The 15,536-nt window shown below is 62.6% G+C and carries 14 protein-coding genes; 8 read left to right on the forward strand and 6 right to left on the reverse strand.

The features are described from left to right. Positions 1–79: 79 nt before the first annotated feature. From VGG89_03775 to VGG89_03785, 3 genes are all read left to right on the forward strand, one after another. Positions 80–202, forward strand: a complete 123-nt coding sequence (locus VGG89_03775) for a hypothetical protein (protein HEY1975640.1) — start codon at positions 80–82, stop codon at positions 200–202. 5 nt (positions 203–207) lie between these two features. After that, entirely contained in the window at positions 208–375 is a 168-nt protein-coding gene (locus VGG89_03780) for a hypothetical protein (GenBank protein HEY1975641.1), read from the forward strand. Between the two features lie 184 nt (positions 376–559). Next, the gene (locus tag VGG89_03785; GenBank protein ID HEY1975642.1) at positions 560–1,420 is read left to right on the forward strand and encodes a hypothetical protein; all 861 of its coding nucleotides are present in this window, start codon (positions 560–562) and stop codon (positions 1,418–1,420) included. A 171-nt stretch (positions 1,421–1,591) separates the two neighbouring features. Here the strand turns inward: VGG89_03785 and VGG89_03790 are convergent, their stop codons facing one another. The 3 genes from VGG89_03790 to VGG89_03800 form a co-directional block, all read right to left on the reverse strand. Then, complete coding sequence (locus tag VGG89_03790; GenBank protein HEY1975643.1) at positions 1,592–3,355, reverse strand: GAF domain-containing protein; 1,764 nt, start codon at positions 3,353–3,355, stop codon at positions 1,592–1,594. A 209-nt stretch (positions 3,356–3,564) separates the two neighbouring features. Further along, complete coding sequence (locus VGG89_03795; protein ID HEY1975644.1) at positions 3,565–4,101, reverse strand: hypothetical protein; 537 nt, start codon at positions 4,099–4,101, stop codon at positions 3,565–3,567. A 93-nt stretch (positions 4,102–4,194) separates the two neighbouring features. Next, on the reverse strand, positions 4,195–5,622 hold the full coding sequence (locus VGG89_03800; GenBank protein ID HEY1975645.1) for an FAD-dependent oxidoreductase: 1,428 nt from the start codon (positions 5,620–5,622) through the stop codon (positions 4,195–4,197). Positions 5,623–5,895: 273 nt separating this feature from the next. On the opposite strand from VGG89_03800, the gene VGG89_03805 reads away from it, so the two are divergent. Genes VGG89_03805 through VGG89_03820 form a run of 4 tightly spaced genes read left to right on the forward strand, consistent with a single transcriptional unit; the run spans position 5,896 to position 10,383 of the window. Continuing rightward, positions 5,896–7,119 carry a PQQ-binding-like beta-propeller repeat protein gene (locus VGG89_03805; protein HEY1975646.1) on the forward strand — a complete coding sequence of 408 codons (1,224 nt, stop codon included), beginning with the start codon at positions 5,896–5,898 and terminating at the stop codon, positions 7,117–7,119. Between the two features lie 37 nt (positions 7,120–7,156). Further along, positions 7,157–7,807: a hypothetical protein gene (locus tag VGG89_03810; GenBank protein ID HEY1975647.1), complete on the forward strand. Its 651-nt coding sequence runs from the start codon at positions 7,157–7,159 to the stop codon at positions 7,805–7,807. A 51-nt stretch (positions 7,808–7,858) separates the two neighbouring features. Next, the gene (locus VGG89_03815) at positions 7,859–9,469 is read left to right on the forward strand and encodes a peptide ABC transporter substrate-binding protein (GenBank protein HEY1975648.1); all 1,611 of its coding nucleotides are present in this window, start codon (positions 7,859–7,861) and stop codon (positions 9,467–9,469) included. Then, positions 9,451–10,383 (forward strand): ornithine cyclodeaminase family protein, encoded by a 933-nt coding sequence (locus VGG89_03820; GenBank protein ID HEY1975649.1) that lies wholly within the window; start codon positions 9,451–9,453, stop codon positions 10,381–10,383. Before VGG89_03815 ends, VGG89_03820 begins: the two co-directional genes overlap by 19 nt. On the opposite strand, the gene VGG89_03825 is transcribed toward VGG89_03820, so the two are convergent. Further along, positions 10,352–11,692, reverse strand: coding sequence for a DUF2079 domain-containing protein (locus VGG89_03825; GenBank protein ID HEY1975650.1), 1,341 nt, complete (start codon positions 11,690–11,692; stop codon positions 10,352–10,354). The genes VGG89_03820 and VGG89_03825 overlap by 32 nt on opposite strands. 91 nt (positions 11,693–11,783) lie before the next feature. Between VGG89_03825 and VGG89_03830 the strand changes: the two genes are divergently transcribed. Then, positions 11,784–12,152, forward strand: coding sequence for a hypothetical protein (locus VGG89_03830; protein ID HEY1975651.1), 369 nt, complete (start codon positions 11,784–11,786; stop codon positions 12,150–12,152). A gap of 3 nt (positions 12,153–12,155) precedes the next feature. Here VGG89_03830 and VGG89_03835 read toward each other — a convergent pair whose 3' ends face one another. Together VGG89_03835 and VGG89_03840 are read right to left on the reverse strand one after the other, a co-directional pair. Continuing rightward, on the reverse strand, positions 12,156–13,493 hold the full coding sequence (locus VGG89_03835; protein HEY1975652.1) for an adenylate/guanylate cyclase domain-containing response regulator: 1,338 nt from the start codon (positions 13,491–13,493) through the stop codon (positions 12,156–12,158). A gap of 27 nt (positions 13,494–13,520) precedes the next feature. Continuing rightward, positions 13,521–15,530 (reverse strand): S9 family peptidase, encoded by a 2,010-nt coding sequence (locus VGG89_03840; GenBank protein ID HEY1975653.1) that lies wholly within the window; start codon positions 15,528–15,530, stop codon positions 13,521–13,523. Between the last annotated feature and the right edge of the window lie 6 nt (positions 15,531–15,536).

Genomic DNA, 15,536 nt, shown 5'->3' on the forward strand with positions numbered 1-15,536 from the left:
TTTCACCGAGCAAACCGTAAATGAGGAACGGGCCGAATACAAGCCCGTTCCTCTTCCGTTTCGTGGAGCTCCTCCGAAGATGAAATCGCGACTTGGATTGTTCGTCGCTGCGCTCGCCATGCTCGGCCTGACAGCCGTGCGCGCCGTCCCTCCGATACCGGTGCCACTGGCGTTCCATCGGCGCACGGATACGTTGCCGTAAATGACGTGTGGCTATTCTATGCGCGATACGGCAAAACGGGTATCCCGGTCGTACTACTTGAAGGCGGAGGCGACACGATTCACGACTTCGCTTATCTCGTTCCGGCGCTTTCACCGCACTATCGCGTCATCGTGCTCGATGCGCGTTTATCGTGCTCAAATATGATTCGCTAAACAGGCATCGGAGAGCGCTGAGTAGCTCGCGAGAGGGACGTGTTGAAATCCGGCTTACGCTTGCCTGGGTAGAAAGGCTCCGAGGCCGGAATTCGCCAAGACCAGTCCGTAAGTGAGCGTTCGATACATGAGGCCGCTGCTGGCGTTAATTCTGGCATTGGCGGTTGGGGGGTGTAGCACTTCGGTGGCTCAGCCTCCCGCGACGCAGCAGGGCACGCTTCCTCAGGTCGAAGTGACTGCGCCGTTGCAAAGCGTGAACGAGCTCACTCGGGCACCGGTGCTTGCGTACTACGCGGCGAAGCCGGTTCGGGTCTTCGCCGAGCTTCCCAACATTGAAACAAACCAAGGGACGTTCGGGATTGTGCTGTGGGGAACGCGCGACGCGAAGGGAGATTTTGCGGCCCTGACCGAGGCGCAGGTTTTCGGCGGCAACGACGGTCTGAGCGCCCACATCTTCTTCGATAGCCAGATGCAACCGGTTCTCTTTCGCGACGACGCCAGCGGCTATTCGCTGGCGATCGTGCACGATTCACCGCAGCGGACGGCTATCACGCTCTGCGATCCCCAGTTTTCTCCGGTCTCGAGCATCGCGCTCGATGACGCCACACCGCTAACGCAAACCGCAAACGCAGGCGGCACGTGTAGCTTACGCAACGCGGATGCGGTCCAGGCCGCCTACAGTGCAGCAACGTGTACGTTGTCTCCGGAAGTTGCCGCGAAGCTATGCAGTCTCTCGCAATTAATTATGGCGGGAAATTATGTCGCGGGTTTGACGTTCGCTGTTGCGGCCATCCTCGCGCACGAAAACAAGACCCAAACGCCCCTGTCGACACCAATCACCTTCATATTCGTCGCTGCAGCGCTCATCTTCGCTCCTTCGGTCTTTAAGTCGGCTGGGGGGACCCTCTACGGTGAGACCGGTGAAACGAGCGCCGTCGAAGGTATCATGCCCTTCTACCAGGCGCAAGAGTCATTGCCTGGATGCAGTGGCACGGCACCCGCCGGCAACTGTCCGTTTCCGAGCCCCGAGCCAACGCCGGCTTAGGGCGCGTGAAAAACCGCTAGATGCTCCAGAATACAGGGCAATTGGAATAAGTACGCCTTGCCAGTAAACTCGTGAGCTCGTGAGTAGCTGAAAACAGCTAGATAGCTAAATCAGCGGCTCCAAGGTCGAGAAGCGGCGCCGCGTGGTGCCGCTTCTTCATTCAGATACTCTTTATCCAGACGGGAGGCCGTCGCGCAGCCGCGCTGCGATCGCGTCCGGAAGCGCGCGCACGGCGTCGTTTAGCGATACCAACGCATCGCTAACGGTCTCTCGCCACGCCTCCATGGAGCCCGCGTCACGGGAAGCGAGCGAATCGAGTGCGGTGCCGACGCCGTGTGCGAACTGCGCGAGCGCCGCGACCTCGTCGGGTGCGTAGGCCTCTCCACCCGCACGTTCGCCGAGAACGACGACCCCAAATAACCGGCCTGTCGCGAGCATCGGGAGCGCAAGTGCTCCCGGTACAGCCGTGTCGCAATGATGCGGATCGAGCGGTTTGTGCCAGGTTTTCAACGCAAGAATCGCACCGTCGTTCTCTCCGATTGCCCCGGGGGAGCCGTCACCGTACCAGCGTGCCACCGCATACGAGCCGCGATCTTCAACGAATATCGTTGCGTTCCGAGCGTCTGTATGTGTTCGGATGCGCCCAATCGCTTGATCGAGCAGTGCCGCCGAATCCGTCACGTACGCGGCTTCCTTTGAGAAATCGATCAACGCACGCTCGTCGTCGTGACGCTTACGGAAAAAGATCGTCTCGACGAATCGATCGACGCGTTTGTGGATGTAGCTCAGCGATACACCGAGCACGAGCGCAAGCGCCACGTTTGCGACGACGCCGGTTGGGTGACTTAGTCCAGCCAACACCGTGTTCAATAACGATTCGAGAATCACGAAGGCAGCCAATACTATGAGCGAAACGATCGCCACGACGATCGTTCGGCTCACAACGAAGCCTAAATCGAGAACCCGACGCTTCAGCAAAGCGTAGGTGACGGCCAAGGCACCCAGGAGCGTAAACGTCTGTGAAACCGCCGTAACGGCAAGTGCGAGGTACCAGTCGGGGATAAGCCCGTACAGACTGCCGAACGCGGTCGCAACCGCCGACGCGAGCGGTAGAGGCACGAGCAGCCACCCAACACGCGGCCGCTCGGCGATGGGCGTGGTTGCCACCGCTGCAATCGCACACGCAGCGACCGCTACGTTTGTGACGACAAAAATGATGCGCCCAAGCCCACCCAGGAGATACGGCAGCGGATCGAACCAGAGCGTCAGGATCCCAATGACCATGGCAAAGCACCCGGCAAGGCTGAGTGCGTTGGCTCCGTACGCGCTCCACTCCAATACTCCGCGCCAGAGGCTGCGACGTCCAAAGCGCGACGTCAGAACGATAAGCAATACGCTGGCGGTCGCACCGCAGATGCACGCGATAAGACTCAAGCCTTGATTCAGCCGGGCGTCGGGAACGACGAAAGCCCCGGGCCCGAGTCCGAAAAAACTAGGCAAGATGAGAATCAAGGTCAGCATTCGTGCGTCTCGCGACACTTGCGGCCGCGTAGCGATCAGAAACGCGCATGCTAGAAACCAAAAGCCGCCGATTGAGCCTAGCGTTGCGTTGAGGGTCTTCCACGCCGTCTGACCATCCCATAGCGTGCTGCCGGCAACGCGAGCGGCAAACGTTCTCGCGCCACGCGTGACTATCAGCAATGTCGGTTGCGCTCCAACCGGCTGGGTGCTGATCCGCGTCCGTCCTTCCAGGCTCTGTAGTCGAAGGTCGATGCGGTCTCCGTTGCGTAACCCTGCGCGATCGGCAGCACCACCCGGTACCGGCTCGACTACAGAGACCGTAAACGGTTGCTCGGTCATCGCGACGTTCGCGTCCCAATATCCGTACCAGGGCTGCCCGCCTAGACCGAATACGTCGGCTAGATTGGCGAACATTACGACAAGACCTAGCGCACCCAGGCTGAGAAGTACCGCCCGGCTCATGGGCTGAACTTCGTCATCCAACCAGGGCTATCCTCAGAACGTTTCATCACGTGAACTACTCATGCTGGTTCGGCGGATCGAGCGTCATCTAGGAACATAAAGCTCACGGATAAAAGCGAATACGGGGGGCCTCACAAGGCCCGCAGCATTTTTAGGGCTGGCTAGGTGCGCGCTCGCCGGAGCGCCCAGACCAATGCCGGTCGTACCAGAAAATACAAGGCTGCCGAGATTGCGGCTGCAAGGAGCGCGATGATAGCCGGCAACACGAGGCCGAAAGTAAACGACATCCCGACAACAAAACCGAAGACATATTCTCCACGATAGGTCGGCCATATGCATCCCGACGCGAGGACTGCCAGCAATACGAAGAGTGGAGCGCTCCCGCCTTCGTCGACCATGAAAGCCACCGATAGTATCACTCCGGCGAGGAGTGCGAAAAAAGCGGCTGCCATCGCACTGCTTAGCGCATCTGGCTTGACGGCAGCGCGGCGTCGCACCGACCACGCTGCAAGACCGCCGGTCAACGGAATAATGGCGAGGCCCCACCAATTGGAGAAAGCCGGCAGGTCGCGTTGGTCGAGCAGGTGATGACTAACCACCCCGCCGTGCGTCGCTTGCCAGGCGAGATACGCGCTCGCAAAAAACACCGCGAATGCGATGACGTAGAAGTCGAGGCGGTATGCGCTCTTGTCCGTCATGCGTCCCTCCGCCTTGGGTACGTGCTTCGATCAAGGCTTGTTTCAAGCGACTGGATCGTGGATCGGAAGGTCGGACTCGTCTATGATCGGGGTCTAACTCGATCGTACTGCATTTCCATTCGCTTTGAGCAAAGCGTTGGCTGCTGAAATCCCGGACGTGTATGCGCCGTGGAGCGAACTGTGCAGTCCGCCCAAAGCGAGCGATTCGCCCGCGAAGAACAGTTTGCCGTCGACACCCTTGCGTAGGGTCGTGCGTGCTGCGACGCCGCCGACCTTGGCGTAACTGTAGGCTCCCATCGCGTACGGATCGGAGGACCAGGAACTCGACGTAATCCTGCCGTCGTAAGCTGCCGCGACACCCGGAAGATTTAATTCCAGTTGGCCCAAGAGAAACTTCGCCTGTTGCGGTTTATTCATTGCTTCAAGTGTTATCGCAAGGTCGGCATCGGCCAGAAACTCGACGATATTTGCACCGAAGTATTTCAAGAAGAAGTTTGTGCCGGGAACATTAGACAATGCAATCGGTAGCGTCATGCCTTTGAACTGGGGGACGATGTCGGCCTTAAATCCCAGAGCGGCTTTATAAATGTGACCGAGCGGAATCTCCGCGATGGCGTGCGCGACATCGGCGGGAAGCGCCGGAGCAAATGTAATTCCGCCAGCCGCCAGGACGCTGGTTGGCGCCGTAACGATAGCGCTCCCGGCCCGCACGCTGCCGCCGTGCCAGTATGCGGTGACACCCGACCCGTCGCGGACGACTCGCTCCACCGGGCTCGCCAGACGAATCGGAAGTCCGGAGGCAAGACTCGTGATGAAATTGCCGACGCCGCTCTGAACGAAGTAGCTGTCACCCGGTACTACGAACGGCGCGGGCGAAACGACGAGAAAATTGTACAGATCGAGCAGCGATGACTGCGACGGCTCGACGCCGCTAATCCCGAGCACGTTGATCGATAGCGCGTTATCGTAATACGGTTTCTTCCGGAAGGCATCGGTAACGACCGAAACGGGAGCATCTTGTGACGGGGAAGATATCGTGGCCCCGGCCGCGAGAATCGCAGCCAGCATCGAGCTGGTCGTGTTGACGAAGGCGGCGACTTCCGCATCGCTCGCTGTTTGCGTTCCGTCGTAGAAAACGTTGGGGTATTGCGTAAAGTTGTGAAGCCCCGTCAGCTTGCGTGCGCGAGCGATCTGGTAGAGGATGTTGCCCGATAGCACTTGCTGAAAAAGCTGCGCACCCAGATCGAACGGCGTCTGCGGAAAGGTCGTGTTGTCGGTATAGGCACGACCGCCGACGCGATCCTTCGCCTCCAGGAGCAGTACCGATTTACCATACGAAATCAGCGTTCGCGCAGCGCCGATGCCGGCGACGCCGCAGCCGACGATCACGACATCGACTGGGTTGGGCTGGGCCGTCGGATGCGGCGCGGGAATGGAACTGGAGGCACCCGAGCACGCCGCAAGAGCGGTGACTCCAAAGGCTCCGGCGCCAAGCATGAGGTCGCGTCGAGAGATATACACTACACCTCCGATTTCGAAGCATGTTGTCTCTCCTACCGGACAAACCTTTATAGGCCCGCGCGCGCAACACGATGACGACCGAAACGCAGAATGCGATTTAGCGAGCATTGCGATCGACGGAGCTTACCGGTTACCGCCACTTTCGCTTCCCCGTCGTGACCGGCGGCGGCTTCCGCAAGGCGACCGCGCCGGCCCGATTTTCTCAGAGTTTTCCCAGCTATGTTCTTAGCCGGCGCGGCGGGTTGACGGCGCTACCGCGGGAATAACCGATTTATGCCGTTGTGCGCGCATATCGTCGTAGTGTTTGTCTTGGCAGCGAACTGGCTCACGTTTCGTCTCGGACCGGAGAACAATGCCCTCGTGACCGATCCGCCGTTGCAGGCGACGTGGAAGACGGTCACGGGCGCACCCATTTCGGCGAGCCCCACCACCGACGGCACGTTGCTCTACGTCGGGAACAATGCGGGTTATCTCAACGCGATCGACCTGCAAACCGGAAACGTGGTCTGGACGAGACATTTGCGCAATGCGGTCATGAGCGCGGCGTTGCTGTACGACGGCATGGTCTACGTCGGCATCGGCGACGAAAGCAGCAACGGTTCCGGACCCGGAGCCGTCTTCGTCGGAACGGGCCCCAGTGCGATCGACGCGTTCGAAGCGCGCACCGGTACGTTCAAATGGCACACCGCCGTCGCCGGTTCGGCGATGACGACCTCAGCGATCGTTAACGGCACGCTGCTCAACCACAATGGCGCCGGTTGGATCACCGCGCTCGATCCCGCGTCGGGCCGAGTCAGGTACGCGCGCAACCTGCGTTCGCTCGCTTCAATGACCGCGATTTTACCGCTCGACGGCGGATTCTTCATCACGACCGGCGTGCTCGACAACGCGGTATGGAAACTCAAAGCGTCCGACGGATCCACCGTTTGGCGCACGGCCTTCTCCCCCGAGGCATCCGGACACGGCGATTGTCCGCCGGTGACCGACGGCACCCGAGTGTACTGCGACTATATGTCGCCGGCGCCCGGCCAAACGTACACCATCGCCGGAAACAAGGCCCAGGAACGCGCCTATGCGCTCGACCTCAAAACGGGGCAGTTACTCTGGGACGTTCCGCTCGAGACGGCCGTTCTTCCGCCGCGCAACGAAGCCGCGATCCCATTACTCTACGACGGACGGTTGTATCTGGGAAGCTGCGTCGTCGCCTACATGCACGCGCTCGACCCCGCGACCGGCCATCTGCTTTGGGAGACGCACGTCCACGGCGTCGTCAAGAGCGGCGCCGTCCTGGTCGAGGGCGTGCTGTACTTCGGAGACCTCGGAGGCTATCTGTGGGCCCTCGATCCAAGTACCGGCAAAGTGCTCGGCGACAAGAAGATGGGCAGCGGCTTCAACGTCGGATCGCCGATCGTCGTCGGGAAAACGCTCATCATCGGCAGCCGGACCGGCGCCGTCTACGCGCTTCCGCTCGACGACATTCGCAACAGTCACGATTAGGCGCAACCCTCGCCGGTCTGCGCGCGTCTTGCGCTCCATGCAACACGCAACGCAACGCATTCACGAAGTCACGCGCCGCCCGTCGCCGGCGCCCCGCATACAACCGATCGCTCTCCACGAGGGCCTGCTTTGGATGGGCTCCTGGGAGACCAATCACATCTACGGCGTCGACCCGAAAAGCTGGACGGTTAAAGAAGACGTCGCCGCACCCGGTCAACCGTACGGAATCGCCCCCCTCGACGACGTCTTGCACGTCGTCGTATCGCTCGGCGGCGACGACGACGATCGCTACCTCTTCCGCTTCACGCCGGGACGCGGCTTCGATGCGAACAGTCAGACGCCGTGCCCCGACATGACAGGCTCGCACCTGGCGTCCGACGGTAAAGAACTTTTCCTCGGACAGATGCATAACCGGCGGATCGTCACGCTCGACGCACAGACGCGCATCACGCGAGAGATTCCGTTGCCCACCCGCTGCGGCGGCTTCGGCTTCGGGCCGGACGGCATGCTGTATATGATCTCGGCCGATGAGGAGTTCGACAACCTCGAACTCGCCACGCTGGATTTTGCGGGGAAGATGAACGCACTCGCTCCGATCGAGTTCGGCGCGAGGTCCCTCGCGTACGACGGCTCGGTGTGGTACACGGCCGATCGCGAAGCGGGGTACGTCGTTTCCTTTACGCTCTAACCCGGCGCCGAGGAGGCGAGGTGCGCGTGTGACCGCGTTGAAGCTCAGCGCGTGCGGTTTCACCTTGGTCTAACGTGCGCTGCGCTGGCGTTTGCGTGGACGCTCGCCGCCTGCGCGCCCGCCGGGTCGTCGCATCGTGCGCCGCACGAGATGCGCGTCGGCATCGTCAGCGATCCGCGTTCGCTCAATCCGTTATTCGTCACGGCGCAGACCGACGTCGATCTCGCCCAGCTCACGACCGATACGCTCGTCGGATTGTCGCGGGACAATAAGCTCGTGCCGCAGCTCGCCGATCCGGTTCCCAGCCGCGCCAACGGCGGTATCTCGGCCGATGGAAAAACGATCGTCTATCACCTCCGGCGCGAGGCGCGTTTCGCCGACGGGGTTGCTGTCACGTCCAACGACGTGGCGTTTACGTATCGCGCGATCCTCGATCCGCGCAATCCGGTGACCGATACGGAGCCGTATCGCCGTATTGCGTCCTTGTCGACACCCGACGCCCACACGGTGATCGTTCGGCTGAAGTCTCCTTGGGCCGCGGCGGTCTCCGAGTTGTTCGCCGTCTCCGACTTCATCTACGGCATCTTGCCCGCGCACGCGTTCTCGAGCACCGACATCTCCCGCGCACCCTGGAACGAGCGGCCTTTCGGAAGCGGGCCGTTTCGCGTCGACCGCTGGAATCACGGCGACGGCATTGTCTTCGTTCCGAATCCGTATGCGTGGAACCGCCCGCGGCTGCGCCGCCTGACGTTTCGGATTCTGCCGGACCAGACGACGCTGTTCGTCGCGCTGCAGACGGGCAGCGTCGACGCCGCGGCCCTTACCGAGGATCAGATCGCCCAAGCGCGCAGGCTGCGGGGCATTCGCACGATCGCGACGCCGCAGAACCATACGGTCTACATGGAGTTTCAAACGCAGCGCTTCCCGGTAGACGATGCGCTCGTTCGGCGCGCAATCGTCGAAGCGATCGACCGCGAACGCATTCGCACGAGCATCTTCTTGAATCTTCAGCAACTTGCGACCACCGAGATTCCGACGATCTTCGCCGCGCACGATCCGAACGTAAGCCAGCCCGCATACGATCCGCAGCAGGCCGCGGCCGATTTGGATCGCGCTGGCTGGCATGTCGAAAACGGCGTACGCACGAAGAACGGCCGGCCCTTGACGTTGCTCTTCGCCTACGTCAGCACGTCGATACCGGCACGGCGCCTCGCGACCGTGGTGCAGGACGACCTGTCGCGCGTCGGTATCGAAACGACCGTCAAGGGTTACCCCTCAACGATGTTCTTCGGGTCGGCGGCGTCAGGCGGTATCGAACGCGGTGGTCGCTTCGACCTCGCGTATACGGATTGGTTCGGCGGCGCGGACCCGGAAGCGTCGGAGATCTTCAGCTGCGACAACCGAGCTCCCAATGGCCCCAACACGGCGCGCTGGTGCGATCCGGGTTACGATGCGCTCTACGCCCGTCAAGCCGAAACGCTCGACTCTCGACGACGGGCGGCGATCTTTTCGGCGATGCAGCGCGCGGTCGCCGGCGGAGGCTCCTCGATTTTTCTCGTCTACAGCTCGCTCTACACCGCGTACCGCGACGGCGTTACCGGCTTGGCGCCGAACATGCTCTTCCAATACGGCAACAACGCACGGTGGGACGTATCGCCATGATGTATCTCGAAGAACACCGCGTCCGCGAGCTCTTGCGCTGGGACGATCTCATTGCGGCGATGGAGCCCGCCCTCGCAGCGTTTTCCGCCGGACGCGTCGTGCAGCCGGTTCGAAGCGTTTTGACGATCGAAGAGAACGCCCGTTTTCTCGGCGTCATGCCGGCGGCGACGCCCGACGTCATGGGTGCGAAGATCGTCGCCTTCTATCCCGCCAACGAAGGCACCGAATACCCCACGCACGACGGATCGATTCTGCTTCTCGACACGCGCACCGGAAGACCGCTCGTGGCGATGGACGCCCGGCTCATCACCGAGATGCGCACCGCTGCGGTCTCGGCCGCCGTCACCAAACGTCTGATGCCGCCCGGATCGCGCGTTCTGGGTCTGCTCGGCAGCGGCGTCCAGGCTCAGTCGCACGTCGAAGCGTTGTCGCGCGTCGCAGAATTTGACGAGATTCGTGTTTGGAGCCGCAACGCCGAACACGCCGAGCGTTTCGCGACCCAGCACGGCGCGCGAGCAACCAGCGCGCAAAACGCGGTCACGGGCGCCGACGTCGTCGTCGTCGCGACCAGCGCCCGCGAGCCGGTGCTCGAGGGTTCGTGGCTCAAGCCCGGTGCGCACGTGAACTCCGTCGGTGCAAACCGCTTTAACTGGCGCGAGCTCGACGATGCAGTGATGTGCAACACGATCGTCGTCGACTCGCGCGAAGCAGCGTTGCAAGAATCGGGCGACGTTATCGGATCCAAGGCGCAGATTTACGCCGAAGCCGGCGAACTCTTCGCCGGCACGATCGCCCTGCCGCCGCCATCGGCGACGACGGTTTTCAAGTCGATGGGCCTAGCGGTCGAAGACATCGCTACGGCCAAGCTGGTGTACGACGCCTTTACGTCGACCGTGTCCGCCGGTACAGAATAACGCCGTCGTCGATGACGACGGGCGCGTAGACGCCGGCGCGAACCTCGCGCTGCAGCAGCGGCAGCCAGCTGCCGTTCCACGCGGCCGATACGTACCGGCTATCCATGAGAACGTACTCGGGCGTCCCGGCGATACCGACGCGAGCGCTCGGAAAGAGTCCGAGATGTGCGTAGATCTCGTCGTACGTTCCAACTGCTGCGTCGCGGGGAAGCCGCCCGATGAGTGCGTTGGTGGCCGCGTCCTGCGGCTGCGGCATCCGCAAGAAGTGACCCAGATGCAGCGGGCTGAAAAACACCGAAACGATAGCACATAAAACCGCGCTGCTGCGCACCCACGCGATACCCTTACCCCCCGGCGCGAGCACGCGTGCGCCCGCGATGACGAACGCCGCTAGCACGTAGGGAACCCACACGGCAGCGTAGTGCTGCCCCATGGTGTACGTTAACGGTTCTCGCGAAGCAAAGACTTCGACAAACCCCGGCACTGACAAGATGAGGACTCGGGAACGAAACGGGAGCAACGCCAGCGGCACGAACGCTTCGAGCAGGTACGTGAGCCGTCCCGCGATCTGCCGGTCGAGCGGTAACGCTTGCGAGTAACCGATCCAGTCGTAAAAATGCTGCGGATGCCACGCGGTCGTCGCCCCGGCCAATGGTCGCACGAGAAAGAAATATGCGGCGAAACACGCCGTCGATGCGGCGATCGCGACGATCCCGAAAGCGACGCCCGCGCGTTCGCGGGGTTTCCAGAAGTACGCGATGGCCGCGATCCCGAGAAAGGCCATCGCCGGCGGCTGATCTTCTTTGATCGATAGAACGACGGCCAGAAAGACGTACGCCAAGGAAAAGCGTCGCGCGTCGAGCGCCCACAGCAGCCACGCAATTGCCGCCGGCGCGAACGCAACCTCGTGGAAGTCGGTGAACGTGACGCCCTGGAGCGGCGGGTAGATGAGCGCGATGCACGCCAGGCCCGCGGCATTACGCTCGCTGGTGCGGCGGCGCGCGATCAGGTAGAGCGCCGGGGCAACGAGCGACGTCGCCACGGCCTGTAGAACTCCGAGAACGACCGCGGAGCGCGCCGCCCATAACAGCGGTGCGCACAGATATAAAATCGGCGAGAAATGGTACGCGAAATGGCTCCCGTTTTCGAACGTATTGTGGAAGCCGTGGAACGCGGTGTCGATCGACTGTGCGAACAACCCCAGGTCCGCGCCCGCGTGGTACGTTGCGTAGCGGTCCGCCGCCAACACCGAAAACACCACGGCATATACACCGGTAGCTGCGGCGACGACTTTCGCTGGTCCGGACACGCGCGCTGTCTTGCCGGAAAGCAAACGGGCATTCCTTCAAGGAAGCAGGCGATCCGATTAATTCGCCCCTCCTCAGGGAAGAAAGCGTGGCATGACGCGTCTGACGTTGTTGGTACCGTGTGCCGCGGTGGCTGCCTTTGCAATCTCCCTTGCCCTTCTTCCACAACAAGTGGGAGCGCAGGCCGCAACGATGCCGCCGTATGCGACGACGACGCCCAGCGCGAATCCGATGGATACCGCGACGGTCAACCCGATGGCGACGTCGACGGCCGGCTCGATGGGAAACGCCAATCCCACGGAAACCGTCAACCCGCTCGCCACGGCCACCGCAACTCCGCTGGAAACGTCGACTTCCAGCACGGCGACGGGCGGTGGCGGCGGCGGCGGCTCCTGGGGGCTTCTCGGCCTGCTGGGATTGATCGGTCTGATCGGGTTGCGCGGAAGCTCGCGCCCGACCTGAGGGTTAGGTTACCACGATCCGTTCGGCGCCGTCGAAGTGGCCCGGGGGCAGTTTGCGCATCTCCGTGAGCGCGCAGCTGTCCCGGAAGTGGGCCGCGACGTTATCGGATGGATCGAGCTGCGCGATGCGCGCAAAGATCTTGCCTGCGGTGAGGAACATGCCGCGGCGAAACTCGATCATGCCGGCCGCGAATGCCTCGGCCGTTCGATCTTTGTGCGCGCGTAGCGACTCCTGGTCGTTGTCGTAGCATTCGAAGATCTCGACGCTGCGCGTCTTCCCCTTGGCTTTGACTTCGCCGAGATTGCGTAAGCGATGTCCGCGGCGTTGCTCCGGCTCGATGCCTTCGATGACGGGTCCGCTGACGAGCAGCGAAACGCCGTATGCTTTGGTGAGTCCTTCGATTCGCGACGCGACGTTGACCGCGTCGGAGATCACCGTCGTTTGCATACGCTCTTCTTCACCGACCGTCCCCAGGATTAGCGTTCCGCGGTGCACGCCGATGCCGATCTCGATCGGCGCGTATCCGGCGCTGCGCCGCCCTAAGTTATACAGCTCGACCTGGCGCTGCAGTTCGACGGCTGCCTGCAGAGCGTCGGCGGGACTGCGGGGAAAGAGCGCCATGATCGCATCGCCGATGTACTTATCGACGAAACCGTGGCGCGCGCGCACGATCGGGGTCACGTGACGCAGATACGAGTTGAGGAAGTCGAAGTTTTGCTGCGGCGTCAGCGTCTCGGATAAGGCCGTGAAGTCGCGGATGTCGGTAAAAAGGATCGTCATCTCGCGCTCGACGTGATCGCCCAGCCGCACGTCGGTGATCGCCTTGCGCCCGAGATGCTCCAGAAACTCCCGCGGAACGAACCGGCTCGACGCGTTGGTGTAGAGTTCGATCACCGCCGTTTCGTCGAGCCGTGCGGGTCCGCGCGTTTGCATGCGGACCGTGGCCTCGCGCAGCCAGCGCCGCTGCAAGCACAGCGATATGCGGCGCGTGATCTGCAAGCTGCGAGCGGCGTCCAGAGGTGTCGTCAAAAAGTCTTCCGCACCGTGCTGGAGACAGGTCTCGATACGCTGTTCCATCCCAGCGGGCGCCATAACGATCGCCGGCACGCGGCTGCGGGCTCCGCCGCCGGGCGCAGCCGACTGCAGCACCCGCACGACGTCGGCGCTGGGAAGCGACAGGTCCAGCAGAATCAGCTCGATAGTGCGCGCGGCGATTGCCGCCAGCGCTTCGTCGGGCGCACCTTTGCGGACCTCGGTATTGCCCGCGCCGCGCAGCGCATGGGCCAAGACCTCGAAGTCGGCGTCGTTACCCCCGACGCATAGAACACGCGCCGTTTGCACGCTCTAAGCTTCCTCTCGCCTGCCCGGCTACCTTTCGTTAGTGCCGTGCAAGTAGCGGTCCAGCCAGTCGAGCCAGAGGTTGGTGAGTTCCTCGGTAGTCCGGGGCGCGTTCGGGCCGTGCGTGGGGGCGTCGAACACGACGAACTTCACCGGGACGCGATTGTCGTGCAGAGCGTGATAGAACGCGTACGACTGCGTGACGGGCACCACGGGGTCACCCGTCGTTCCCCAAATCAACGTAGGCGTCGTAACGTCTTGCGCGTACGTCAACGGCGAAACGTCGACGTACTGCTTCATGCCGTCGCCGACATACGGTGAGACGCCGTTTTGGTAATATCGATCTTGCACGTTGGAGACCGAAAGATCGTACTCTTGCGCCTCGACGTTTACCGCCGCCCCGGAGACGGCTGCCTTCCACCGCCGGTCGTGCGTGATGAGCCACGAAGTGAGCAATCCGCCGTAGGACCATCCGCTCACGCCGACGCGCGAGGTGTCCGCCTGCGGCAGTGCGTTGACGGCGGCCAGCCCGGTGAGAATGTCCGCCGCCGGCCCGCGCACGGAATCGCCGACGATCGCCAGCAAAAAGGCATTTCCGGTATCGTCGCTGCCGCGATAGTTCGGCGCGAAGACCACGTATCCGCGAGCCGCGATGAGCTGCTCGATCGGCCAATCGCCGCCGTACGATTTGCCCGCCGCGCTCTGGATTTCCGCGAGGCCGGGACCACCGTGAATGTCGATGACGACCGGATACTTTCGCCCCGCCACGGCGTTTGGCGGAAAATGGACGACGCCGAACTCTTGGTATCCATCCGACGAGGTCCACGTTACGCTTTGAATGCGCCCCAAGGTCAAGCGTTCGAAAAACGCGTTGTAGTTCGTCAAACGCCGCGGACGCGCGCCCAGCGACGGCAGGTAGTAGAGTTCGCGTAAGCTGCGCGCCGTCGTCGCGACGAAGGCGACCGCTCCCCGCTTGGAAACGGTGGCCGCGATTCCCGCATCGAAGGTGCTGCTCTGATACGCGTCACACGTGAGCTCGAGATCCCCCAGGTCGACGCGCGCGGGAGTCGCGCCCATCACGAAGTGATACATGCGCGAGTGCGTTTCGTCGTTGCCGCACGCGAGCAGGGAGTGCCCGTCGGGCATCCAGACCGTTCCACCAATGTCGCGATCGAAACCCCGCGTCGCGTCGACGTCCGCGGCGCCATCGCGTATGCGAACGGTATTGAGCGCCAAGAAATTACCGCCGCGCGGATACGAGTACGTCAGATGCCTGCCGTCGGGTGAAAACTGCGGCGCCATCTCCACCGCGGGATGCGACGTCAGCTTCGAGAGCCGGCCCGAGGCGACGTCGAGCGTGTAGAGCGTCGAGCGCTCGTCGTCGCCGCTAAATGTGTTCGGCAGACGCGCCAAGACGATCGTGCGCCCGTCGTGCGACCACGTGAACGCCGGCGTGAAGATTCCTCCCGAATCGGTCGGCGTGAGCGTCCAACTTCCGTGCGTGAGCCGCCTCACCGCGCCGCCTTCCTCGAGCCACAGGTGCACCGGTGGGACGAGCGCCGATAGCGTATAGTCGTTGTCGCCCGGTTCGAAGTAATCGCGCGTCGACGGTTGGTCCGATGCGGAAAAGGCGATAGCGCCGCCGTCGGGACGCCACGCAAAGTCGGTCGCGTCGCCCCCGGCGCGGGCGAGTAGTCGCGGCGGCGTTCCGTACTGCATCACCGCGATCCGTCCGCCGCTGCGGTCCAAGTATGCCAAGCGCCGGCCGTCGGGCGACCAGCGCGGCAGAGCGACGTCCGCATCGCCGACGAGAATGCGGTCGTCTCCGTTCGACGTGTCGATAACGTGCAGCTCGCGCAGGTACGTATTCTGCGCGAAGTCGGGGCGCACGACGATCGCGGCGACGCGTGAGCCGTCGGGCGATATCGCCGGCTGCTCCACGTCCGCGATCCGCCGCACGTCGGAGGTGCGAAGCTCGCGCGCCGCCGCCGGGGCGCCTGCAATGCATACCGCGAGAAAACAGAGAAGGACGTATCTCATCCGGTC

The organism is Candidatus Baltobacteraceae bacterium, assembly GCA_036488875.1.
In the GTDB taxonomy this organism is placed as follows: domain Bacteria; phylum Vulcanimicrobiota; class Vulcanimicrobiia; order Vulcanimicrobiales; family Vulcanimicrobiaceae; genus JAFAHZ01.